At 34.0% G+C, this 25,283-nt stretch carries 21 protein-coding genes; 15 read left to right on the forward strand and 6 right to left on the reverse strand.

Annotated features, from left to right (window positions below; translation table 11 throughout):
* Together fabF and IWX84_RS00565 are read right to left on the reverse strand one after the other, a co-directional pair.
* Nucleotides 1–1,254 (reverse strand): beta-ketoacyl-ACP synthase II, encoded by a 1,254-nt coding sequence (gene fabF, locus IWX84_RS00560; RefSeq protein ID WP_196848786.1) that lies wholly within the window; start codon nucleotides 1,252–1,254, stop codon nucleotides 1–3.
* A gap of 178 nt (nucleotides 1,255–1,432) precedes the next feature.
* Nucleotides 1,433–1,669, reverse strand: a complete 237-nt coding sequence (locus tag IWX84_RS00565; RefSeq protein ID WP_007137004.1) for an acyl carrier protein — start codon at nucleotides 1,667–1,669, stop codon at nucleotides 1,433–1,435.
* A gap of 175 nt (nucleotides 1,670–1,844) precedes the next feature.
* Between IWX84_RS00565 and purN the strand changes: the two genes are divergently transcribed.
* The 4 genes from purN to IWX84_RS00585 all read left to right on the forward strand — a co-directional run bounded on the left by purN (nucleotide 1,845) and on the right by IWX84_RS00585 (nucleotide 6,053).
* Nucleotides 1,845–2,414 carry a phosphoribosylglycinamide formyltransferase gene (gene purN, locus IWX84_RS00570; RefSeq protein ID WP_196848787.1) on the forward strand — a complete coding sequence of 190 codons (570 nt, stop codon included), beginning with the start codon at nucleotides 1,845–1,847 and terminating at the stop codon, nucleotides 2,412–2,414.
* Between the two features lie 2 nt (nucleotides 2,415–2,416).
* Nucleotides 2,417–2,899, forward strand: a complete 483-nt coding sequence (locus tag IWX84_RS00575) for a ribonuclease HI (protein ID WP_196848788.1) — start codon at nucleotides 2,417–2,419, stop codon at nucleotides 2,897–2,899.
* Between the two features lie 193 nt (nucleotides 2,900–3,092).
* On the forward strand, nucleotides 3,093–4,016 hold the full coding sequence (locus IWX84_RS00580; protein ID WP_196848789.1) for a PfkB family carbohydrate kinase: 924 nt from the start codon (nucleotides 3,093–3,095) through the stop codon (nucleotides 4,014–4,016).
* 138 nt (nucleotides 4,017–4,154) lie between these two features.
* Nucleotides 4,155–6,053, forward strand: a complete 1,899-nt coding sequence (locus IWX84_RS00585) for an amidophosphoribosyltransferase (protein WP_196848790.1) — start codon at nucleotides 4,155–4,157, stop codon at nucleotides 6,051–6,053.
* 310 nt (nucleotides 6,054–6,363) lie between these two features.
* Here the strand turns inward: IWX84_RS00585 and IWX84_RS00590 are convergent, their stop codons facing one another.
* Complete coding sequence (locus tag IWX84_RS00590) at nucleotides 6,364–6,972, reverse strand: superoxide dismutase (RefSeq protein ID WP_209549509.1); 609 nt, start codon at nucleotides 6,970–6,972, stop codon at nucleotides 6,364–6,366.
* 369 nt (nucleotides 6,973–7,341) lie between these two features.
* Nucleotides 7,342–8,025, reverse strand: coding sequence for a ComF family protein (locus tag IWX84_RS00595; protein ID WP_196848791.1), 684 nt, complete (start codon nucleotides 8,023–8,025; stop codon nucleotides 7,342–7,344).
* A gap of 96 nt (nucleotides 8,026–8,121) precedes the next feature.
* Between IWX84_RS00595 and IWX84_RS00600 the strand changes: the two genes are divergently transcribed.
* The 5 genes from IWX84_RS00600 to IWX84_RS00620 all read left to right on the forward strand — a co-directional run bounded on the left by IWX84_RS00600 (nucleotide 8,122) and on the right by IWX84_RS00620 (nucleotide 14,137).
* Nucleotides 8,122–9,663 carry a glycine--tRNA ligase gene (locus tag IWX84_RS00600; protein WP_196848792.1) on the forward strand — a complete coding sequence of 514 codons (1,542 nt, stop codon included), beginning with the start codon at nucleotides 8,122–8,124 and terminating at the stop codon, nucleotides 9,661–9,663.
* 377 nt (nucleotides 9,664–10,040) lie between these two features.
* Nucleotides 10,041–10,853 carry a LytR/AlgR family response regulator transcription factor gene (locus IWX84_RS00605; RefSeq protein WP_196848793.1) on the forward strand — a complete coding sequence of 271 codons (813 nt, stop codon included), beginning with the start codon at nucleotides 10,041–10,043 and terminating at the stop codon, nucleotides 10,851–10,853.
* Nucleotides 10,854–11,029: 176 nt separating this feature from the next.
* Nucleotides 11,030–11,275, forward strand: coding sequence for a hypothetical protein (locus IWX84_RS00610; protein ID WP_196848794.1), 246 nt, complete (start codon nucleotides 11,030–11,032; stop codon nucleotides 11,273–11,275).
* Nucleotides 11,276–11,384: 109 nt separating this feature from the next.
* Complete coding sequence (locus IWX84_RS00615) at nucleotides 11,385–13,439, forward strand: tetratricopeptide repeat-containing sensor histidine kinase (RefSeq protein WP_196848795.1); 2,055 nt, start codon at nucleotides 11,385–11,387, stop codon at nucleotides 13,437–13,439.
* A 29-nt stretch (nucleotides 13,440–13,468) separates the two neighbouring features.
* Nucleotides 13,469–14,137 carry a response regulator gene (locus IWX84_RS00620; protein ID WP_231385374.1) on the forward strand — a complete coding sequence of 223 codons (669 nt, stop codon included), beginning with the start codon at nucleotides 13,469–13,471 and terminating at the stop codon, nucleotides 14,135–14,137.
* A 72-nt stretch (nucleotides 14,138–14,209) separates the two neighbouring features.
* Here the strand turns inward: IWX84_RS00620 and thiL are convergent, their stop codons facing one another.
* A complete protein-coding gene (gene thiL / locus IWX84_RS00625) occupies nucleotides 14,210–15,259 on the reverse strand; it encodes a thiamine-phosphate kinase (protein WP_196849013.1) in 1,050 nt (349 codons plus the stop codon).
* 150 nt (nucleotides 15,260–15,409) lie between these two features.
* On the opposite strand from thiL, the gene IWX84_RS00630 reads away from it, so the two are divergent.
* Both IWX84_RS00630 and IWX84_RS00635 read left to right on the forward strand, forming a co-directional pair.
* Nucleotides 15,410–16,342 (forward strand): 1-phosphofructokinase family hexose kinase, encoded by a 933-nt coding sequence (locus IWX84_RS00630; protein ID WP_196848797.1) that lies wholly within the window; start codon nucleotides 15,410–15,412, stop codon nucleotides 16,340–16,342.
* Between the two features lie 281 nt (nucleotides 16,343–16,623).
* Nucleotides 16,624–17,325, forward strand: a complete 702-nt coding sequence (locus tag IWX84_RS00635) for a porin family protein (RefSeq protein ID WP_196848798.1) — start codon at nucleotides 16,624–16,626, stop codon at nucleotides 17,323–17,325.
* Here IWX84_RS00635 and IWX84_RS00640 read toward each other — a convergent pair.
* Nucleotides 17,320–17,718 (reverse strand): hypothetical protein, encoded by a 399-nt coding sequence (locus tag IWX84_RS00640; RefSeq protein ID WP_231385375.1) that lies wholly within the window; start codon nucleotides 17,716–17,718, stop codon nucleotides 17,320–17,322. The two genes, IWX84_RS00635 and IWX84_RS00640, sit on opposite strands and share 6 nt — an antisense overlap.
* Nucleotides 17,719–18,176: 458 nt before the next feature.
* On the opposite strand from IWX84_RS00640, the gene IWX84_RS00645 reads away from it, so the two are divergent.
* The 4 genes from IWX84_RS00645 to IWX84_RS00665 all read left to right on the forward strand — a co-directional run bounded on the left by IWX84_RS00645 (nucleotide 18,177) and on the right by IWX84_RS00665 (nucleotide 25,171).
* Nucleotides 18,177–20,633, forward strand: a complete 2,457-nt coding sequence (locus IWX84_RS00645; RefSeq protein ID WP_196848800.1) for a bifunctional UDP-N-acetylmuramoyl-tripeptide:D-alanyl-D-alanine ligase/alanine racemase — start codon at nucleotides 18,177–18,179, stop codon at nucleotides 20,631–20,633.
* Nucleotides 20,634–20,726: 93 nt separating this feature from the next.
* The gene (gene mscL, locus IWX84_RS00650) at nucleotides 20,727–21,140 is read left to right on the forward strand and encodes a large conductance mechanosensitive channel protein MscL (RefSeq protein ID WP_196848801.1); all 414 of its coding nucleotides are present in this window, start codon (nucleotides 20,727–20,729) and stop codon (nucleotides 21,138–21,140) included.
* A gap of 161 nt (nucleotides 21,141–21,301) precedes the next feature.
* Complete coding sequence (locus IWX84_RS00655; RefSeq protein WP_196848802.1) at nucleotides 21,302–22,291, forward strand: aspartate-semialdehyde dehydrogenase; 990 nt, start codon at nucleotides 21,302–21,304, stop codon at nucleotides 22,289–22,291.
* 660 nt (nucleotides 22,292–22,951) lie between these two features.
* Nucleotides 22,952–25,171: a TonB-dependent receptor gene (locus IWX84_RS00665; RefSeq protein ID WP_196848804.1), complete on the forward strand. Its 2,220-nt coding sequence runs from the start codon at nucleotides 22,952–22,954 to the stop codon at nucleotides 25,169–25,171.
* The last annotated feature ends 112 nt before the right edge of the window (nucleotides 25,172–25,283 follow it).

Raw genomic sequence — 25,283 nt, forward strand, 5'->3', positions numbered from 1 at the left:
TTAGATTTCTAATTTTTTAACTAAAACACAAGCATTATGACCTCCGAAACCGAAAGTATTACTCATTACAACCTTCATGTCTCTTTTTTGAGGAACATTGAAAGTAAAGTTTAGTTTAGAATCGATATTTTCATCATCTGTAAAATGATTTATGGTTGGGGGAACGATACCGTATTTCAATGAAAGTATTGAAGATATGGTTTCAATCGCTCCTGCTGCACCAAGTAGATGACCAGTCATGGATTTAGTTGAATTTAAATTCATGGTATATGCATGCTCGCCAAAAACATGTAATATTGCTTTGGATTCAGCCATGTCTCCAAGAGGAGTCGATGTACCGTGCATATTTACACCGTCAACATCGGTTGCGTTTAAACCTGCGTCTCTTAAACAGTTTAACATTACATTTTTTGCACCTAATCCTTCTGGATGTGGCGCAGTGATATGATATGCATCTGCAGACATACCTCCACCGCCTATTTCGCAATATATTTTTGCTCCACGTGCTATAGCATGTTCGTATTCTTCAAGGATTAAAGCTCCGGCGCCTTCACCTAAAACGAATCCGTCGCGATCTTTATCCATCGGTCTTGAAGCCGTTTTAGGATCATCGTTTCTTGTAGATAAAGCATGCATCGCATTAAAACCTCCCATTCCTGCAATCGTTACTGCAGCTTCAGAGCCACCTGTTACCATAGCATCAGCATGTCCTAAACGGATATAATTGAAAGCATCGATAATTGCATTGGTTGAGGAAGCGCAAGCCGAAACCGTTGCGAAGTTTGGTCCTCTAAAACCATATTTTATTGATATATGACCACAGGCTATATCCGAAATCATTTTTGGAATAAAGAAAGGATTGAATTTTGGAGTACCATCACCCGCTGAATAGTTTATCATTTCGATTTGAAATGTTTCCAGTCCACCAATTCCTGATCCCCAGATAACACCAATTCTGTCTTTGTCTAATTTTTCAAAATTGAAACCAGCATCCAGCACTGCTTCCTCAGACGCAACCATGGCATATTGCGCATAGCGGTCCATTTTTCGGGCTTCTTTTCTATCTAGAAAATCTTCAGCATTAAAGTTTTTCAATTCGCAAGCAAATTGAGTTTTGAATTTGGAAGCATCAAAGTAAGTTATAGGTGCTGCTCCACTAACACCATTCATAAGCCCATTCCAATATTCTTGAATGTTATTTCCAATAGGTGTAAGTGCGCCTAAACCTGTAACAACAACTCGTCTTAATACCATAACTTCTTTATTTTGTTATTTTGAAACAAATAAAACCCATGCTTTTTCTGTCGTATTAGAATTACAAAAGAGCCATGGGTATTACAATAAATATCTTTTGATTGAAATACAATCTCAATTTTTAATTTAAAAAAAAATAATAACACCCGCCTGCAGGATTGCAAACGGGTGCGATTTATTATTTTTTAGCTTCCTCGATGTAAGAGATTGCTTGACCTACAGTAGCGATGTTTTCTGCTTGATCGTCTGGAATTTGAATGTCAAATTCTTTTTCGAATTCCATAATAAGCTCAACAGTGTCTAATGAGTCAGCTCCTAAATCATTAGTGAAGCTTGCTTCTGTTACAACTTCGTTTTCGTCAACACCTAATTTGTCTACGATAATCGCTTTTACTCTTGATGCAATGTCTGACATAATCTTTAATTTTAGAATTTAATTTGTTGGCAAAAATAAAAAACTTTATTTTAAAACAACGATTAAGTTAATAAATGTGACAACTAATTTATAAAATATATTTGACAAAGAGTTCTGAATGTTATTTAATTTCATTTTTTATTCCTTTTTTTGCGTAATATAAATCTGCTGGGTTATGAAAAAAATTGTCGTTTTTGCTTCTGGATCGGGGACTAATGCTGAAAATATTATTAAATATTTTGCTGAAACGAAAATTGGAAACGTTGTCGCCGTATTCACAAACCGGTCGGATGCCAAAGTAATTGAAAGAGCCAAAAACTATCAAGTTCCAGTAGTGGTTTTCTCCAAAGATGATTTAATTGAAAGTAAAATATTACAAAAAATTAACACATTCCGTCCTGATCTAATTGTTTTAGCTGGTTTTTTGTTAAAATTCCCACACAATATTATTGAAGCTTACCCGGATAAAATAATAAACATACATCCGGCGCTATTGCCTAAATACGGAGGCAAAGGAATGTATGGGATGAATATCCATAGAACAATTGTTGAAAACAAGGAAAAAGAAACCGGCATTACGATTCATTTTGTAAATGAAAATTACGACGAAGGGAATATTATTTTTCAAAATAAGATTGTTTTGAATGGAGATGAAACGCCCGAGCAAATAGCTGAAAAGATTCACGAATTAGAACAAGAACATTTTCCTCAAATAATTGAAAAACTACTAACACCTAAGCCTTAATTTTGAATTCACACGACGTACATATATATACAGATGGCGCTGCCAAAGGAAATCCCGGTAAGGGTGGTTACGGCGTTGTTATGGAATGGGTTGGAAAACCATACCGAAAAGAATTTTATGAAGGGTTTCGTCATACCACTAATAACAGGATGGAATTACTTGGTGTCATTGTAGGTTTGGAAAAATTAAAAAATCCAAATACCAACGTTTTAGTGATATCTGATTCTAAATATGTGGTGGATTCTGTGGTGAAGAAATGGGTTTTCGGTTGGGAAAAAAAGGGTTTTGTAGGGAAAAAAAATCCAGATTTGTGGAAGCGGTTTCTTGTGGTATATAGAAAACAGAAAGTTGACTTTAAATGGATAAAAGGACATAACAATCACATTCAAAATGAAAGGTGTGACGAATTAGCGGTTATGGCTTCGATGCAAAAGCAACTTTCAGTCGATGAATTTTATGAAAAAGAAGTAGAAAAGTTACTGTAAGTTGCGAATTTTCAGGCATATAAATTGGCAAAACTTTACGATTGATAGTCTTTGCAATTATATAACTTATAAACTATCTTTGCGCCTTAATTCGAAACAGATAAAATGAAATGAGCATAACGTAAATTCGATTTAATTACCGAATTTAATATGCGAATTCCATATTCCTTTAAAAAGCAAATATTGCGTACGTATGAATAAATTATTGATTGTTGGAACCGTAGCTTTCGACGCCATTGAAACTCCATTTGGAAAAACTGATAAAATTTTAGGTGGAGCAGCGACTTACATCGGTTTATCCGCTTCTTTTTTTAATTTACAATCTGCTATAGTTTCTGTCATTGGCGATGACTTTCCTCAAGAATATTTAGATTTATTAACCGATAGAAATATTGATATTTCAGGTCTTGAAACAGTAAAAGGAGGAAAAACTTTCTTCTGGAGCGGTCGTTATCATAATGATTTAAATTCAAGAGACACTTTAGATACACAATTAAATGTTTTGGCTGATTTCCAACCAAAAGTACCTCAAAATTTTCAAGATGCTGATGTAGTGATGCTAGGGAACTTACATCCGTTAGTTCAAAGCAGTGTTTTGGATCAAATGGCAAAACAACCAAAATTAGTAGTATTGGACACTATGAATTTTTGGATGGATTGTGCTTTACCAGAATTATTGGAAGTAATAAAACGCGTAGATGTAATCACCATCAATGATGAAGAAGCGAGACAACTTTCGGGTGAATATTCATTAGTTAAAGCAGCTGCTAAAATTCAAACCATGGGACCAAAATACGTGGTAATCAAAAAAGGAGAACACGGTGCGCTTTTGTTTCATAACAAAGAAGTATTCTTTGCTCCGGCATTGCCATTGGAAGAAGTTTTTGATCCAACAGGTGCAGGAGACACTTTTGCGGGAGGATTTGCAGGATTTATTACACAGAGTGAAAACGTTTCATTCGAAAACATGAAAAATGCAATAATACACGGATCTAATTTAGCTTCGTTTTGTGTCGAGAAATTTGGAACCGAAAGAATGGTTGATTTAGATAAAAAAGAAGTGTTGTCAAGATTACAACAATTCAAATCGCTAACACAATTTGATATAGAATTATAATGTATGAAAACCTCGGAAACGGGGTTTTTTTGTTTAAAAAACAGCAAGTAATTGCAACTGGTTTAATTATTGTTACCAATATAAATAAGTTAAATTAATTTTTTTTTAGAATAACACAACAACACAAACAACTTTACAATGAGCGACGCTTTACAACACGAATGTGGAATAGCATTAGTTAGACTACTCAAACCGCTTGAATTTTACAAAGAAAAATACGGAACTGCTTTCTACGGAATACAAAAAATGTATCTCCTTATGGAAAAGCAACACAATCGTGGACAAGATGGTGCAGGTTTCGCCAGCATTAAATTAGACATGGAGCCTGGAGAACGTTATATAAGTAGAGTGCGTTCGAATCATGCGCAACCTATTCAAGATGTTTTTGCACAAATAAATGACAGAATAAATGAAGAAATGGCTGCTCATCCTGAATATGCAGATGATGTGGCACTTCAAAAAGAAAATATCCCTTACATCGGAGAATTGTTTTTGGGACATGTTCGTTACGGGACTTTTGGTAAAAACAGTATTGAAAGTGTTCATCCTTTTTTACGTCAGAACAACTGGATGCACCGTAACCTGATTTTGGCGGGTAACTTTAACATGACTAATGTAAAAGAACTTTTTCAAAGTTTAGTGGAATTAGGACAGCATCCAAAAGAAATGGCAGATACTGTTACCGTAATGGAAAAAATTGGTCACTTTCTTGACGACGCAGTAACTGATTTGTACCAAGAATGTAAAAATGAAGGATTGACCAAAAGAGAAGCGTCACCAATAATTGCAGAGCGATTAGATGTGGCGAAAATTTTGACCCGTGCTTCAAAAAATTTAGATGGAGGTTATGCTATGGCGGGACTTTTGGGTCATGGCGACTCCTTTGTGTTTAGAGATCCAGCAGGAATACGCCCCGCTTATTTTTATCAAGATGATGAAATTGTTGTAGTGGCTTCTGAAAGACCAGTTATACAAACCGTATTCAATGTTCCTTTTGAAGAAGTACATGAAATTGAGCCTGGAAATGCGTTAATTATCAAGAAAAACGGAAAGGTCTCCATGCAGGAAATTCTTCCTCCAACGGTTAAAAAAGCATGTTCATTTGAACGTATTTATTTTTCCAGAGGAAGTGATGCCGAAATATATCAGGAAAGAAAAACATTAGGAAGACTTATTTTACCGGCTGTATTAAAGTCAATTGACGAAGATACGGACAATACAGTGTTTTCTTATATTCCAAATACTGCCGAAACCTCGTTCTACGGATTGGTTGAAGCAGCTCAGGATTTCTTGAACCAAAGAAAGAATAATTACATTCTTGAAAACAGGAATTCATTGACTAAGGATTCTTTACAAGAATTACTGTCCGTAAAAATCCGTACGGAGAAAGTTGCGATTAAAGATGCAAAACTGAGAACGTTTATTACAGAAGATAGCAGTCGCGATGATTTAGTGGCTCACGTATATGATGTTACTTATGGTGTGATAAAACCAACTGATAACTTGGTGATTATCGACGATAGTATTGTACGTGGAACTACCCTTAAAATGAGTATTATTAAAATGATGGATCGTTTGAATCCAAAAAGAATAGTAATCGTTTCATCGGCACCGCAAATACGCTATCCCGATTGTTATGGAATTGACATGGCTAAACTAGAAGGTTTAGTTGCATTTAAGGCAGCATTAGAATTACTTAAAGAAAGAAACTTATATCATATCGTTGATGAAGTGTATTTAAAATGCAAAGCTCAGGAAAACTATAAAGACCATGAAGTGGTAAATTACGTTACTGCAATTTATGAGCCTTTTGAGCCACAGGAAGTTTCAGATAAAATTGCTGAAATGTTGAGCTCTCCAGAAATAAATGCAGAAGTTAAAATAATTTTCCAAACCGTTGAAGATTTGCATATAGCTTGTCCCAAAAACTTAGGGGATTGGTATTTTACAGGCGACTATCCTACACCGGGTGGTAACCGAGTAGTGAATCGTGCTTTTATGAATTTTTATGAAGGAAAAGATGTCAGAGCTTACTGATAAACAGTTGTATTTCAGCAATTAAACGTTTTTATAGGTTATTCATCTAATTTATTTGTATAGAACATATTACTACCCTAAATTTACTCCACCATACAACATTAGTAGGTTAAGTTTATGGTAGATTTGGGGCAAAAAGGGTGGGAGAAATTCCACCTTTTTTATTGCAAAAAATCTAAAATATAAAAAAACCGTCAATTTCTAATTTTGAAATTGACGGTTTTTTTATTAAAGTACAATAGGAGAGAAAAAAGACTAATATTTTTTCTTTAGGCTAATATGCTAATTCCCCCTTTCGGAGTTAGGTGGCTTATTTCTCTAAAGCAAATCGTCTAGCTACTTCAGTCCAGTTAATAACATTGAAAAAAGCTTCAATGTAGTCAGGTCTTCTGTTTTGATAATGCAAGTAATAAGCATGTTCCCAAACATCCATTCCTAAAATTGGAGTTCCGCCACAACCTACACCTGGCATTAATGGATTGTCTTGGTTAGGAGTACCGCAAACATCTACTTTTCCTCCTTTGTGAACACAAAGCCAAGCCCAACCAGAACCAAATTGAGTTGCTCCAGCTTTACTGAAACTTGCTTTAAACTCTTCAAAAGTTCCAAAAGCAGCTTCAATTGCAGCTAGTAAATCCCCAGTTGGCAATCCACCGCCGTTTGGTGTCATTACAGTCCAAAATAAGCTGTGATTGTAAAATCCACCGCCATTATTACGAACAGGCATGTTTTTCATATCAAGATTAATCAAGATATTTTCAATGGTCTTGCCTTCCATATCTGTTCCGGCAATTGCTGCATTAACATTAGTAATGTAAGCGTTATGATGTTTCGTGTGATGAATTTCCATCGTGCGCGCATCAATATAAGGTTCTAATGCGTCATACGCATAAGGTAATTGTGGTAATTCAAAAGCCATAATATGTTTGTTTTAAATTAATTTATAATAATATTTATTCAAATTTAGACATTAAACTTTGGAAACGGAAATTCTATTTCGTTATAATTTCATTAAATTAATTGATAGTGTGCTCTTTTTAATACAATATGTAATGATAAAAGGTTTGTTTTTAGGAGCATCTTCCTGCTTTCCAATGCAATCTTTCTAGTCCTGAACTTATTTCAGGATCTTGAAACAAGTTCAGGACTAGAAAGGATTTCCACTTCAAACGAAATTCACTGAACACCTATGAGAATAAAAGTTACGTGAAGTAATCAGGGCTAAAAATGACAGTGTTTTAAATTGCCGTTCTGTTTTAAATACAGTTTCACAATCGAAATTTCCACATTATGATTGAGCCATTGCCATACAAACAATGCTGATTTTTGCTCCCGGAATTTTTAGCAAAGCACGGGCGCATGCTTCAAGCGTGGCTCCGGTGGTGATGACATCATCGATTAAAAGGAAATGTTTGTTGTGATTTTTATCTGTAAAGGAAACATCAAAAATAGTTTCGATTCCTTCCGTTCTTCCTAAAAGGGTTTTCTTGGATTGGGTTTTTGAATACACATTCCGAATCAGAAGAGACTTATTGTAATCTAAATTTAAACTAGCGGAAAGCGCAGTTCCGAAAGCGGTTACTTGATTGTAACCTCTTTCTTTTAGTTTTTTTGGATGTAAGGGTACGGGAATAATTTCATCTACGCTTTGTAATAATTGTATTGTTTTTAAATCTTCGGCATACCATTCACCCATAATTGTTCCTATTTCCTCATGTCCTTTGTATTTTAAATTATGGATTAGCTCTTGGACAATTCCTTTTTTATGAAAATAAAATAATGCTGAGGTATGAAGCACAGGAATTCTTCCATAAAACTTCTTGAAAGCTTCATTTTCTGGATTCAAATGATGGTTCGTCAACGGAATATCATGTCTGCAAACCGTACAAATCACATTTTCATTGGTCAACAAAAACGAATTACATCCGGAACAAACCGTTGGAAAAAATAAATTTAGAATGCTTTTGAACATAAGAAAAGTGATTTATTTATAAAAATAGCGAAATCAATGCTTCATTAGTCAATTATTTTCTTTTTTTAAGTTCACTTTTTATATTTTTGCAGTATTATGGCAAAACAAGAAGATTTATTTAAGAATGTAATTTCGCATGCAAAAGAGTACGGATTTATTTTTCCGTCTAGCGAAATATACGATGGTTTAAGTGCAGTGTACGATTATGCACAAAATGGAGTGGAATTAAAAAAGAACATTCGCGAATATTGGTGGAAGGCGATGGTTCAAATGAACGATAATATCGTAGGACTTGACGCGTCAATATTGATGCACCCAACGACTTGGAAAGCATCAGGCCACGTAGATGCATTCAACGATCCATTGATTGACAACAAAGATTCAAAAAAAAGATATAGAGCCGATGTTTTGATTGAAGATTATGCCGAAAAGCTAAATCAAAAAGCAATCAAAGAAATAGAAAAAGCAAGAACTCGTTTTGGTGATGCGTTCAACGAACAGGAATTTGTAACTACAAATGCCAGAGTTGTTGAGTATAAAGCTAAAGAAAGAGAAATTCTAGAAAGAATGGCTCGTTCGCTTGGTAACGAAGATCTTGAAGATGTAAAAGCATTAATCGAAGAACTGGAAATTGCCGACCCAGAAACCGGTTCTAGAAACTGGACCGAAGTGCGTCAATTTAACTTGATGTTTGGTACAAAATTAGGAGCGTCAGCAGATTCAGCAATGGATTTATATTTACGACCAGAAACTGCTCAAGGTATTTTTGTGAATTTCTTAAATGTACAAAAATCAGGTCGAATGAAAGTTCCTTTTGGAATTGCTCAAACCGGAAAAGCCTTTAGAAACGAGATTGTGGCAAGACAATTTATATTTCGTATGCGTGAATTTGAACAAATGGAAATGCAATTCTTTGTACGTCCAGGCGATGAAATGAAATGGTACGAACATTGGAAAGCGGCTAGGTTGAACTGGCATTTGTCTCTAGGTTTAGGAAAGGAAAATTACCGTTTTCACGATCATGAAAAATTAGCGCATTATGCAAATGCAGCGGCAGATATTGAATTTAATTTTCCATTTGGATTTAAAGAATTGGAAGGAATTCACTCTCGTACTGATTTTGATTTGAAAGCACACGAACAGTTTTCAGGTAGAAAATTACAATATTTTGATGGGGAATTGAATCAGAATTATGTTCCTTATGTGGTGGAAACTTCAGTAGGATTGGACAGAATGTTCTTGGCTGTTTTTGCAACTTCATTAAAAGAAGAAACATTGGAAGACGGATCTACAAGAACAGTATTGAAATTACCTTCTGTATTAGCTCCAACAAAAGCAGCTATTTTACCATTAGTAAAAAAAGATGGATTACCTGAAATTGCACATAAAATCGTAGATGATTTGAGGTGGGATTTCAATGTAGCCTATGATGAAAAAGATGCTGTAGGAAGACGTTATAGAAGACAAGATGCGCTGGGAACACCCTTTTGTATCACGGTCGATCATCAAACGATAGAGGACCAAACGGTAACGATTCGTCATAGAGATACGATGAAACAAGATCGTGTAAAAATCGCCGATTTGAAATCAATCATTGAGAATGAAGTTTCGATGAAAAACTGGTTAATGAAAATGTAATTACATTTTAGTTTATAGTAGAAAAGCTTTCCGTTTTGGAAAGCTTTTTTTAGTTTAACAAAAAAAATATTTTTTAATCCCGAAATACGAAATGTATTTAATTCGGAGTTTCTTTTACAACAGGAATTTATGTATTTTATCGGATTTATTTGCACTTCATCCTAATGTATTAACATTTGTTTAAAACATATTAACAAGACCTATTGAAAAATGGTTAAATGCTTATTTTTAGAAAGTTAAACAAGAATATTGAGGTAAAAAGTTTCTTTTTTCGCTTAATTGATTTACCCAAACTACTCATATTAATTTAATAATTTGAAGTATATTTTACTTTGGACCTTCGATAAAATGCCTAATCATATCAGGAAAAACAATTGATGAATTATTCGTACATTATTATTGACGATAATCAAGAAAGTGTTTTGAATACGAAAGCCGTTGCTGATGGCTTTTCGGAGCTTATCTTTGTGGCAGAAGCAAATAATTATACAGCTGGACTTAATCTTATATTAGAACATCAGCCGGATTTAATTTTTCTCGAAATTGACTCAGCCAAAAAAGAGAGCAATTTATCGCTAAATCTTATCAATGAATTACATAGGTATTTACAAGTAATTCCAAAAATCATTATTACGACTAGTAAGAAAGATTTAGCTTTCGAAGCAATACAATATGGAGTAACAGATTATCTGCTAAAGCCATTGATGAAAATCGACTTTATAAAATTGATTCTGAAATTGAATAAATCTGAGATTCAATCTCAAACAACAACAGAGCAATCAATTATACTAGATGAAATACCTACTAATTTACCACAGCAGAAACCTACAAGTGAGGAAAAGCCATTAATCCTATGTGTGAAATCCTACGGTGATTATAGATATATTGATGCCAAAGATATTTGTTATCTTCAAGCAGATAATAATTCAACTGACATTCATCTGAATAATGGTGAAATGATTACGGCTTTCAAAACATTGAAACATTTTGAAGGGATTCTGTCCGCTCCTTTTATTAGAATCCATAACAGTTATATCGTAAACCGAAATTACATTTCCAGAATCCATACCGGCAATACAGTATGTTATATTAAAAACACGACAGTTAAACTTCCTTTTTCTAAATCCTATAAGTCTAATATTGATCTTATTATCTCCGAATTCAATAATGGAAATTATCTTGAAATTTAAAAAATAGTCATCTACCCTAGTTTGATATTCATCCACTATCATTTGAGTACATTCTACCATAAACCTTTTTTTTTGTAGGAAAAATTAAGAATACCTATGTAGTTTTACTAAAGAATTTCTTGCTAAAGGAATCCTAAAAAAAGTAAAATCATATAAAAACATAAAAAACTCAAATCATGAAAAAATCAATCGTAACAATCGGATTATTCTCTTTAGTAATGATCTTAACTTCATTTACCACGTCAAAAACAGATAATATTATAAATGGTGATGCTAATGTAAATATCATTGGAGGAACTGGGACTTCACAAGGCAATGTGAAAGTAGATATTGTTGGAGGAACTGGGACTTCACAAGGCAATATGAAATTAGATATTATCGGAGGAACTGGGACATCACAAGGTAATGTGAAAGTGGACTAATAATTTTAAGTAAACTTTTCGAATAATATTAGGGCTATCAATTTTTGATAGCTTTTTTTTATGTTAATAGGTATATTTTGCTATTTTTGATAAATCTAATTAGCAACTATTGAAAAATAAATACTACATACCTCTATTATTATTGTTTCTGTTGTTTCTTTTTTTTGCATGTTTCAAAAAAAATGAAGGGAGCATTCTTGTTATTTCATCTAAAGATAGCCTTTCAACCTATTTTTCATTGGCAAATGATTTCAGTTTACCTCGCGAAAAAAGGCAAGTATTTACTCATAAAGCGTTTGATATAGTTGTAGATCAGGAAAATGATTCACTCAACCGAGTAAATATGTTTAAAGTTGCCAATCGGTATTATAACATAAACGATTGGAAAGACTTTAATAAAACAGTTCACCTTGTTTTAGACAAGTCAGAAAATGCTAAGGATACTATAAATATAATAAAAGCCTATACCTATTTGGGAGATTATTATGTATCTCAATCGGTTTCAGACAGTGCTTTCTTGTTTTATTATAAAGCGGAAAAGATGTATGTTAAATTGGGAGATAATTTTAATGTAGGTAAAACACTGATTAATAAAGCTACCCTACAGTATATGGCGGGGGATTTTTTAGGGAGTGAAAAAGCGGTTTTCATCGTATTGCGAATAATTAAAAATGAGAAGCAAGCCAATAATATTTTATACGATGCGTATAATCTTCTGGGGATAATATACGGTGAGCTTGGGGAATATGAAAACGCGATTGCGTATCATAATAAAGCATTAGCTATTAGTGATGATGAAATAATACCTAAGGAATTCCAGTCTAGAGCCACTTCTTATAATAATATCGGATTTCTTTATCTCAATTTTCACAAGTACTTGCTCGCAAAAAATTATTTTAAAAAAGGATTGGAACAAAACAACCTAGCTATTGAAAAACCAACCATTTATGCGATGTTGTTGGATAATTTGGCCTATTCTAAATTTAAATTAAAAGAAACTGAAGGCTTGCCGCAACTATTTTACCAGTCGTTGAAACTGAGAGATAGTTTAAAATTAACTTCTGGAATATTTATCAATAAAATCCATTTATCAGAATATTTTGCTTCAAAAAGCGATACTGTCAAGGCGATTAAATATTCTAAACAAGCACTTCTCCTAGCTAGAAATACTAGTGTTTCTAGAGATGTTTTGGTTGCATTGAATCAATTGGCAATTATTGAACCCAAAAAGGAAGCGATTTATAGTAAAGAATATATTCGTATCAATGAAGAGTTGCAAAAGGCAGAACGAAAAATGGGAGATAAATTCTCTAGGATCGAGTATGAGACAGATGTAATAAAAGATGAAAATACAGACTTGGCGGCTAAAAACCGGAATTTGTTATTTGGTTTTAGTGCATTTGCATTAGTGGGGCTGTTTTTATACATAATCAAGGCTCAAAAAACTAAAAACAGAGAATTGGTATTCAAACAAGAACAGCAAAAGGTGAATGAGGAAATCTATAATCTGATGATTTCGCAGCAAAACACCATAGAAACCAATAGAGTTAAAGAGAAGAAACGTGTTGCCCAGGAGTTGCATGATGGCGTGTTGGGACGAATGTTTGGCATTAGGATGAACTTAGATAGTTTAAATAAAATTGATGATGAAACTGCAATTCAAAGAAGAAATAATTATCTGTCGGAATTAAAAAATATAGAACAGGATATTCGTGAAATTTCGCATGATTTGAATAGAGAGAAATCGGAATTAATTAATAACTTCGTTGCGATTGTAGATAATTTACTTGAAGATCAAAAAAAGACATTCAAACCCAAATTGATAGCGGTCATTGATCGGAAAATAAAATGGGAGTTATTGAGCAATTCCAGTAAAATAAATTTATATCGAATTATTCAAGAATCACTTCAAAATATCAACAAGTATGCTGAAGCAAATACCATTAAAGTGGAACTCAAAAAAATGGATGGCGATTTATTTTTAACCATAAGTGATGATGGAAAGGGATTCGATATAAATAAAATGAAAAAAGGAATTGGATTGCAAAACATACAATCTCGTACCATAGAATGCAATGGAACGGTTGATATACAATCAAAAAAAGGAAACGGAACAATTATTACGATTGCAGTTCCATTTGAAAACACACAAATACTTACATAGAAATGACAATTGCCTCAAATGCAAAGACAATGATTAAAAATAATATACTGATTGTTGATGATCATCCTTTTATTATTGAAGGGTATAAAAATGCGATTACAAGATATAATCCAAAAGAATTTGAATTTTTTATTAGTCAGGCCAAAGATTGTGAATCGGCATATAATATTGTTACAAACCCTGATACTATAGTTTTTGATATTGCTTTTTTAGATATAAGTATGCCTCCTTACGAAGAAAAAGGTATTTATAACGGAGAGGATTTAGCTAAATTGATTTCGGAATATATGCCAAATTGCAAAATTATTTTGCTTACGATGTATACTGAATTGCTGAAAATTAAAACCATTATTAAAACCATTAATCCAAGTGGTTTGGTAATAAAAAATGATTTGACATTTGACGAATTACTTTTTGCTTTTGATAAAGTTATAAAAGGCAAAACCTATTATAGCGAATCAGTTGTAAAAATGCTGAACTTGTCTGAAGAAGATACTATCGAAATTGACCAATTTGACAAACAAATTTTGTTTCATTTATCAAAAGGAACCAAGATGAATGATATTCCGCAATATATCCCAATATCTTTAGGTGCAATTGAAAGAAGAAAAATAAACTTAAAAGAATTGTTAAAAGTAGAAGAAGGTAGCGACATTGAATTAGTTCGAGAAGCTAAAAGCAGAGGGTTACTTTTTTAATGCTTTTTAAATTCAATAAACAAAAAAAACGACATTTTCTCAAATGTCGTTTTTTTTGTTTATTTAAAATTTTTATTCTTCTCGGATAGCATCCCATCCGCGTGCTTTTAAAGCAATTCGAGTATTAGCTCTAGTCACTAAATGAATTCCTTCACTTTCTTGTGTCATGTGACCAATAATGGTAAAATTTGGATTTCCTTTTATTTTTTCAAAATCTTCCATGGCAATAGTGAAAAGTAATTCATAATCTTCACCACCGTTTATTGCTACCGTTGTGCTATCAATATTGAATTCTTCGCATACGTTTATAAACTGCGGATCGATTGGCAATTTATCTTCATATAAATTACAACCCACTTTTGACTGTTTGCACAAATGCATAATTTCAGATGATAATCCGTCCGAAATGTCAATCATTGAAGTTGGTTTTATTTCTAAGGCATGTAACAGAGTACGTACATCTTTTCGTGCTTCGGGTTTTAATTGTCGTTCTATAAGATAGGTGTAAGCGTCTAAATCAGGCTGTGAATTTGGATTCACCTGAAATACTTGTTTCTCGCGTTCCAAAACCTGTAAACCCATATACGCAGCACCAAGATCACCTGTTACGACTAATAAATCAGTTTGTTTTGCACCATTTCTATAAATGATTTCTTCTTCATTAGCCTCGCCAATAGCGGTAATACTGATGATTAATCCTTTTTGTGATGAGGTAGTATCACCACCAATAACGTCTACTTTATATTCATTGGCAGCATGCGTAATTCCTGCAAATAATTCGTCTAAAGCTTCTAATGGAAAACGATTAGAAACGGCCACTGAAACCGTAATTTGTGTCGCTTTAGCATTCATCGCACAAATATCAGAGATATTTACAACGACTGCTTTATACCCTAAATGTTTTAACGGCATATAAGCCAAATCAAAATGTACGCCTTCAATCAATAAATCGGTAGAGACTACTACTTTCTTGTCTTTAAAATCCAAAACAGCAGCATCATCACCAATTCCTTTTATAGTGGAAGGCTGGTTGATTTCAAAGTTTTTTGTCAAATGGTCTATCAATCCAAATTCTCCTAATTGTGCGATACTCGTGCGTTGTGGGGTTTTATCTTCGATCATGATTGTTGCGAGGAACGAAGCAATCGCTTCATTCATTTATGTTAATTTACAAAAGTTTTCAGGCTGCAAATATACAAAGAAATTTTCGCCTTGAATTGCATCAATTTTCGCCGTTTTTTTCGCATCTTTAAGTTATTAAATTTATAAAAAATGAAATCATTTGATATAGTTACCATAACGGTTAATCCGGCTTTGGACAAAAGCACTCATTTCAAAGGTCTGGTAGCCGAGCAGAAAATTCGATGCGAAGAACCACTATACGATGCCGGTGGCGGAGGAATCAATGTGTCAAAAGCAATTTCTCGATTAGGAGGGACTTCCTTGGCTGTATTTACTTCTGGTGGACCAATGGGCACAATGCTGAAAGAGCTGGTAAATAAAGAATCAATAGAATATAAAGCTATAGAAATTCAGGATTGGACAAGAGAAAGTTTCGTTGCTGTTGATGACAATACCAATTCTCAGTATCGTTTTAGTTTTCCGGGACCAACAATTACCGCTGCTGAAAAAGGCAAAATAATTCAAACTATTCAAGAACTAAAACCTAAATTTTTGGTTGTAAGCGGGGGTTTGAACAAAGATTTATCGGTTGATTTTTATCAAAAAATTGCAGAGACAGCAAAAGAATCTGATGTAAAAGTGATTGTGGATACTTCTGGAGAAGCCTTAAAAAAGGTTTTGGAAGTGGGTGTTTACTTAATCAAACCCAATGTGGGCGAACTGGCAAAACTCATTGGTGTAGAAAGATTGGAACTGGAAGAAGTAAATGCCGCAGCCAAGCAAATTATCTCAAATGGCGGAGCCGAAATTGTGGTGGTTTCGCTCGGTCCACAGGGAGCGGTTTTAGTCACAAAAGACTCTTACGAATTTGTCCCTGCTCCTCATGTAGCCAAAAAAAGTACCGTTGGTGCGGGTGACAGTATGGTGGGAGGAATGGTTTGGGCGCTATCGCAGAATAAAAGTCTGAAAGAAGTAATCCGTTGGGGAGTGGCATGTGGATCAGCGGCTACGATGAATGAAGGAACCCAATTGTTTAAACGAGAAGATGCACAACGATTGTTTGATTGGTTGAAAAATAAATAAATAAATATAATTCAGATGTAGAGATGACTGCAGTGCATCTCTACAATCGTGCATCCCTACAATCGTGCATCTTCACGATACCGAAAAAATGTAAAACCTGACGATTTTTAAATCCTCAGGTTTTCTCTATATTTTTTAAAAAGATTTGTTTCTAATCCATAATTTATGTTGGCTCCTACAAAATTTGATAGTGAAAGGCCTTAGAAAACCACCAATATCTTATATTTGTATCATCAAAAAGGAAAATAATAAGAATAAATCATTTTAAAAACTAAAACTGTATGCGATTATTTCTAAGTTGTTTTCTTTTTCTTTCCATTTCCAATGTTTTTTCACAAGAAAAGACCGCTGTTGAGAGTGATTCAAAAGTAAAAATCGATTCATTATATAGAGAAGATCAATTTTATTTTGGATTTACATATAATACGTTAACAAATAAACCTGCTGATTTGTCTCAAAGCAAATTGTCAACTGGATTTTCAGGGGGCTTCGTAAGAGACATGCCTATAAACAAAAATAGAACGGTTGCAATAGCTTCTGGAATTGGTTTTGCGTATAACAATTACAATCAAAATCTAGCCATTTATAAATCAGATCAGGCGCCAACCTATTCGATTATTGATTCCGAAACAAGTTACAATAAAAATAAATTTTCCCAGATTTTAGTGGAGGTACCTCTAGAGTTTAGATGGCGGACTTCGACTTATGAAAGCCATAAGTTTTGGAGAATTTATGGAGGGTTGAAATTCAGTTATGTGATTCATGACCGATCTATTTTTCAAGATGCGCAAGGTAAAATCATAGTTACAAGCAATAAGGATTTCAATAAACTTCTTTATGGGGCGTATATTGCGACGGGTTATAATACTATTAATGTGTATGCTTATTATGGTTTAAATTCCTTATTTAAATCGGCGAAAATAGACGGGGAACCGATTGTTATGAAGTCATTGAATATTGGACTTATTTTCTATATTCTATAACCACAAAAAAAGGATAAGCAACTGCGGAATGCTTCCTAGAAAAAAACCTATAATTAATTCTTTAGTCGTGTGCGCTTTCATTTCTATACGTGAAGAAGCTACAATTCCATTTATAAGGATTAAAAAGGCAATGACAAAAGTATTTTGAATTTGAAAATGCAAACTCAGTGCAATAACAAATACGGTCAAACCGCTTATTGCCATCATGTGAAGACTGGCTTTTATATTTGTAAATAAAAATAAAAGTGCCAGAATAGTAGTAAGCAATGCTCCCAAAAAGAAGAAATGCAGCTCAGGATACCTATCGATAGTAATGCTTTTTCGAACCAATAAAATGATAAGAAAACATTGAAGAATCAGCGGTAGTTTGCGTTGTGATACTTCAGCAATCATGATGGAATCAATTTTACCGAGAGCTCTTAAGACCAAAAAAAACAGTACGGGGATGCATGTGGTAATAATCGAGACTTGAAAAAAAATGAATAGCTTTTCTTCAGTTGCAAAATTGGATGTATTTAAAAAAAGATAAAACACGGTGGCCATCGCCGGAATAAATATCGGATGAAAAATATAAGAAAATAATGGAAGTATTTTTTTCAAAAGTTCTATTGTTGATTGTCACTAACAAATATAGAGATTTTTGTAAAAGTGTTGTTGTAAATTCAATTAGTTGTATTTTTTTTAACGGTGACTTTTAACGGGGTTTTATTTTGCTTTTTTTTAAATGGAAGGGGAAATTAATTGTGATGTTACAAGGGCTTCATTATAAAAAGAAGTGTTATTTTTGATGAAGTCTTATTACAGCAGTTTACATAAATTCTTAAAATTGGCGTCATTCGCTCTCAAAATTAATGATTCTAAAAATCCAAAATATAATTCCGCAAATTCAGGCCGTATTTGTAGATAATAATGCTGATGCAACGATAGATGCCGTTTCTATAGACAGTCGCTCCTTGCAAAATGGTTCGCAGACGTTGTTTTTCGCCTTGGTTGGACCCAATAACGATGCGCATTTGTATATTAAAAACTTAATTTTAAAAGGCGTACAAAACTTCGTGGTTGCCCATATTCCGGATGATTGTGCCGGCAATGCTAATTTTTTGGTTGTTGAAAATACATTGTTAGCCTTACAACAATTTGCGAAGTATTATCGCAGTCTTTTCGATTTTCCTGTTATTGGATTGACGGGAAGCAATGGTAAAACGATTGTAAAGGAATGGCTCAATTTTCTGCTAAGTCCGGATTATAATATCATTCGAAGTCCTAAAAGTTACAACTCACAAGTGGGTGTTCCCTTATCTGTACTTGGGATTAATGAGCAGCATAATCTCGGTATTTTTGAAGCAGGTATTTCTACTTTTTCTGAGATGGGAAAACTGGAAAAAATCATCAAGCCAACTATCGGAATCTTAACAAATATCGGTTCTGCACATGATGAAGGTTTTGAAAATTTGGAACAAAAAATAACAGAGAAACTCATTCTTTTCAAGGATTCTGAAGTGGTTATTTATCAGAAAAACGAAATGGTAGATCCACATTTCGCGGATTTTAAAAACGGAAATAAAGTAACTTTCACTTGGAGTTTAAAAGAGGAGAGTGCCGATGTTTTTATCACAAAAAGATCTATTTTGGATAAAACAATTTTAGATATCCGTCAAGAGAAAGAAAATTTCGAAATAAAAATCCCTTTTCAAGACGAAGCTTCTATTGAAAATGCGATTTCGTGCTTGATGGTTTTGTTGTATTTTAAATATGATCAAACAACGATTCAAAACCGAATCGAATTATTATATCCAGTTGAAATGCGTTTGAAAGTCAAGAACGGAATCAACAATTGCAGTATTATTGACGACAGTTACAGTTCCGATTTCCAATCACTGAAAATAGCCTTGGATTTTCTCGAAAGCCAGAAGCAATACCAAAAGAAAACAGTGATTTTATCTGATATTTTTCAAAGTGGTTTGTCTAATGCCGAACTATATTCAAAAGTTGCAGAATTAATTATTTCCAATAAAATTAGACGAGTAATCGGGATTGGTGAAACTATTTCGGAGTTTAAAGAAAAATTTACTAAGTGCATCACTTTCAAAAATACAGCAGCATTCATTACTGATTTTGATAATTTAATTTTCAGTAATGAAACCATTTTAATAAAAGGGGCAAGAACTTTTCAATTTGAAGAGATTGTGGCTCTATTAGAAGAGAAAACGCATGAAACGGTTCTTGAAATTAATCTGAATTCAATCAGTCATAATTTAAATTTCTTTAAATCGAAGTTGAAACCAACAACCAAAATGATGGTAATGGTTAAGGCTTTTGGATATGGAAATGGAGGATTTGAAATTGCCAAATTATTGGAACATCACAAAGTGGATTATTTGGGCGTGGCTTTCGCCGATGAAGGGATTTCATTGAAAAATCTGGGAATTCATTTACCAATTATGGTGTTGAATCCTGAAAATACCAGTTTTCCTGCCATTATTCAACATCATTTAGAACCAGAAATTTATAGCTTGAAGGGACTTCGCGCCTTTCTTAAGATCGCGGAACAAAAGGAATTAAAACATTTTCCTATCCATATCAAACTCGATACGGGAATGCATCGTTTGGGTTTTGAAGCCAATACTATTGACGACTTGATAGCTACATTAGAGGGAAATCAAACCATTCAGGTTAAAAGTATTTTGTCGCACATGGCCACAAGTGACGATTTAGAACATAAGGATTTCGCACAATCACAAATTGATTTATTCGAGAAATTGTCTTCAAAACTGATGAGCGAATTACAAATAAAACCCATTCGCCATATATTAAACACTTCGGGAATTAGTAATTATCCGGATTCGCAATATGATATGGTGCGCCTTGGAATAGGTCTTTACGGAGTTTCAAATGAGAACGAAGAGCAAAAACAACTGGAGAATGTAGGGACATTAAAATCTATTATTTCTCAGATCAGAACAATTCCTGCGGGAGATAGTGTTGGTTATGGCAGAAGATTTAGGGCAGAGAAACCAACAAAAATTGCTACAATTCCTATAGGTTATGCTGACGGGATTTCCAGAGGTTGGGGGAATGGAGTGGGTTTTGTAACAATTAAAAATAGTAAAGCAACTATTTTAGGTAGCGTTTGCATGGATATGCTAATGGTGGATGTCAACGGAATTGATTGCAAAGAAGGAGATGCTGTGATTATTTTTGGCGAAAGCCCAACCGTAAATGAGATTGCCCAAAAACTAAATACTATTCCTTATGAAATTCTTACTAGCATATCTCAGCGGGTAAAACGTGTGTTTTATCGGGAATAATTTTTTTTGTAATAAAAAGAAGTTAGTTATGTTAAAATTTTAACTATGTTCGTTACTTAAAAAAAAGAGATTTTAACCTAAAACTAAGCAATTATGGGATTTTTCAGTGATTTTAAAACATCTTTAATGAAAGGTGATGTGTTGAGTTTAGCGACTGCCGTAGTTATTGGTGCTGCTTTTGGTAAAATTATCGCTTCTGCTGTGGATGATGTTATTATGCCAATAATTGGATTGATAACTGGAGGTATCGATTTTACCCAAAAATTTATTGCGCTCAACGGTAACAGGTATGAGACTTTAGCTGAAGCAAAAAAAGCAGGTGCAGCGGTTATCACTTACGGTAATTTAGTCCAAGCGATCATCAATTTTGTTATTATTGCTTTTTTTATTTTCATTATTTTAAGAGCTGCCGAAAAAGCCAAAAAGAAAGAAGAAGTGGTTGTGGTACCTGCCGGACCAACTGAAGTAGAATTACTTATACAAATTAGAGACTTATTACAAAAATAAGAGCACAACACTTATGTTCCGTTAAACCATCCGCCACAGCTGATGGTTTTTTGCTTTGTTACAATTATAACATTTTGTTATTTTTTGTGAAGACTCTTGTATTGATTTGAATATTACTTACTTTTGTAGTTCAAAATAAGATTCAATAATAAATATATACTATGAGAATAGCAGTTGTAGGCGCTACTGGAATGGTTGGCGAAGTAATGTTAAAAGTATTGGCAGAAAGAAATTTTCCTGTAACAGAATTAATTCCTGTTGCTTCTGAGAAATCAGTGGGAAAACAAATCGAATTTAAAGGGAAGAGTTATGCCGTTGTAGGAATGCAAACCGCAGTAGATATGAAAGCCGATATTGCTTTATTCTCAGCTGGTGGTGACACTTCATTGGAATGGGCTCCAAAATTTGCAGCAGCAGGAACTACAGTTATCGATAATTCATCGGCTTGGAGAATGGATCCAACCAAAAAATTAATTGTTCCTGAAATCAATGCAGGCGAATTAACAAAAGAAGATAAAATTATTGCTAATCCTAACTGTTCGACTATTCAAATGGTTTTGGTTTTGGCACCTTTGCATAAAAAATACAATATCAAACGTGTGATTGTTTCTACGTATCAATCCATCACTGGAACAGGCGTGAAAGCAGTACAACAATTGGAAAATGAATATGCAGGAATTCAAGGTGAAATGGCTTACAAATACCCAATTCATAGAAATGCAATTCCACAATGTGATTCTTTTGAAGATAACGGGTACACCAAAGAAGAGATGAAATTGGTTCGTGAAACTCAAAAAATTCTTGGCGATAAAACGATTGCTGTTACGGCAACTGCTGTTCGTGTGCCCATTGTTGGTGGACACAGTGAAGCGGTAAATGTTGAGTTTACTAAAGATTTTGAAGTGTCTGAAGTTCAGAACATTTTACATCATACTGATGGAGTTGTGGTTCAGGATAACAATGATACCTATACGTATCCAATGCCAATGTATGCGCAAGGAAAAGATGATGTTTTTGTAGGCAGAATCCGTCGTGACGAAAGCCAGCCAAATACATTAAACATGTGGATTGTAGCCGATAATTTAAGAAAAGGAGCGGCGACCAATACGATTCAAATCGCAGAATATTTGATTGCCGCTAAATTGGTTTAACCTAAATTAAATTTTGACGCAGTAGAGATGCACTGCAGTGCATCTCTACATCGGCAGTGCGTATCTACATCGGCAGTGCATCTCTAAATATTATATAAAAACTACAACGTATCATGTTGTAGTTTTTTTTGTTTTTAAATAGGCGTAACATTTTTTTGTTTTCTTACCTTTGCGAAGTATGAAAAAAAAGCAGGGCATAATTAATCTTACTTTGGTAGTTGCAGTATTGTTTTCAATGCTGTTTCAATCGTTCCATAGTTATAGCCATTTGGTAAAGCAGTTTTCCGAAAAAAGATGCCACCATACTTACAATGTTAGCAATTCTGAGATAACGCATCAGCATCATAATTTTGATAACTGTTCTATTTGCCAATTTACTTTTGGTAGTTATATTTCTCCAAATGAATTCTCATACCAATTAAATTCTTCCTATAAAGAAATACCTTATTTCTTTACTGCAAAGACGGCTTTTGTTTCTTTCTCGGGAAGTTTATATTCCCTTCGCGGGCCTCCTGTAAATAGTTTAAGCTGAATTTATTTCAGCTTCTGTTGAATTCATTTCAGCAGGTATCATTTCTATTTTTTTTACTAAATAATTCCGGTCTCAGCCCTTTCTCCTTTATGAGTTCGCTGAGAAGAAGAACAATTCAATCATTTTCAATGAAAAAATTTATTATAGCCCTATTCTTGGGGTTTTCAGTTATGCTTCAAGCACAGAATTCGGTATCAGGAACCGTGACTGATTTAAAAAATCAGCCTATTAAAGGCGTTTCGGTTTATGCAACAGAATTGCACAAAGGAGCCATAACAGATGAAAACGGAAAATATAACATGTCCAATCTTCCAAATGGAAGTATAAAACTTACTTTTACTTTCGTTGGTTTTGGAATCCAAAACAAAACGATAAATAATGCACAAAAAGAAAATGTGCTGGATGTAATTCTCGAAGAAACCATATTCCAGATGGATGAGGTGATTGTTTCCACCGCTTTCAATAAATTACAATCGCAAAACGTGATGAAAGTTGAACATCAAAGCATGAAAGAGTTACAACGAAAAGGAACTTCTACTTTAATCGAAGGATTAGCGACTATTCCGGGTGTTTCGCAAGTTTCTACGGGAACTTCCATTGGGAAACCAGTAATTCGTGGATTGAGCGGGAATCGTGTTTTGGTCTATTCGCAAGGTGTTAGAATGGAAAACCAACAGTTTGGCGACGAACATGGCTTAGGACTAAACGACGCAGGAATAGAAAGTGTTGAGGTGATAAAAGGCCCTGCTTCTTTACTTTATGGCTCCGATGCTTTGGGTGGAGTTTTGTATTTTAATCCAGAGAAATTTGCCGAAGCCAATACCTTCAAAGCTAATTTCAGTCAGAAACTTTTTTCGAATACGCTAGGAAGTAATTCTTCTTTGGGACTGAAAACATCAACCGAAAATTGGAAATTCATGACCCGTGGGAGTTACAATACCCATTCCGATTATAAAATTGCCGATGGCGACCGAGTGACAAATACTCGTTATAATGAAGCGGATTTCAAAACGGGAATTGGTTATAGCAATGCTAAATTTTCAACAGTATTGCGTTACAATTACAACAAATTGGATTTAGGAATTCCGGAAAACGGTCCCGAAGCTTCGGGAGGAGAACAATCTACAAGCAAAAAAACGGGGTTTCCTAAACAAGGTGTTTTTAATCACTTGTTGAGTTTAAATAATATCTTCTTTTTCAAAAATTCAAAACTGGAGGCTGATTTGGGTTATGTTGGTAATGACCGATCTGAGTTCGCAGAAAGTGATGTGGCCAATTTGCACATGAAATTGAAAACTTTCAATTACGATGCGAAATACCATTTGCCAAAAATAGGAAAAGTGGAATCTATCGTAGGAATTCAGGGGATGCACCAAACCAACACGAATTCAGGTGAGGAATATTTAATTCCGGATGCTACAACCAATGATTTTGGTATTTTTGGTACCACTAATTACGAATGGGGATCGAATGTATTACAGGCAGGATTGCGTTTTGATAATAGAAATATTGTCACCCAAGAACATGGAACTGCAGGTCTGGAAGGTTATTTTAAAGCTATCGATAAATCGTATGATAGTTTTAATGCTTCTTTGGGTTACAAAACTAATTTAGCCGAAGATTTGACTCTGCGATTGAATCTGGCTTCGGGGTTTAGAGCTCCGAATTTAGCCGAATTAACATCAAATGGAGTCCATGAAGGAACCAATCGCTATGAAATTGGTAACAGCGATTTGAAAACCGAGCAAAACGTACAAACTGATATCAATTTAGAATATAAAAACAGTCATTTTGAGTTTTTTGCCAATGGATTTTACAATCATATCAACAATTATATCTATACCTCGCCCGCAGGAACAGTGATCGCAGGTAACGATGTTTTCGATTATATTCAGAATAATGCTAAACTGTATGGTGGTGAAATTGGATTGCATTTTCATCCGCACCCTTTAGACTGGTTGCATTTTGAAACAAGTTTTGAAACGGTTACCGGTAAGAAAAAAAATGGTGATTACTTGCCGTTAATTCCTGCTAACAATTGGAGCAATACCATTCGAACTGAATTTAAAATCAAAAATTGGTTGGAAGACGGTTTTGCGACCTTTAATGTTTCTTCTACTTTCAATCAAAATAATGTTAGTGGTTTTGAAACAAAATCAAATGGGTATTCATTAGTGAATTTAGGTTTTGGAGGGAAAATAAAATTGGGTAAAACTTCTTTTGATGTTAATCTCAACGGAAACAATTTATTAGACAAAAGCTATATCGCGCATCTTTCAAGATTAAAAAGAGACGGAATTCCAAACATTGGCAGAAACGTTGTTTTAGGAGTGAATTTTAATTTGTAAAACGAGTTATTAATTTCAAACTCTTTTACTTTTACATAATAAAAAGCGTTATTCGAAAGAGTAACGTTTTTGGTTTTTTAGCGACTTGTCTTTAATGGGAATGAAAACTATT

The organism is Flavobacterium sp. CG_9.10 (genome assembly GCF_015752245.1).
Taxonomy (GTDB): Bacteria; Bacteroidota; Bacteroidia; order Flavobacteriales; family Flavobacteriaceae; genus Flavobacterium.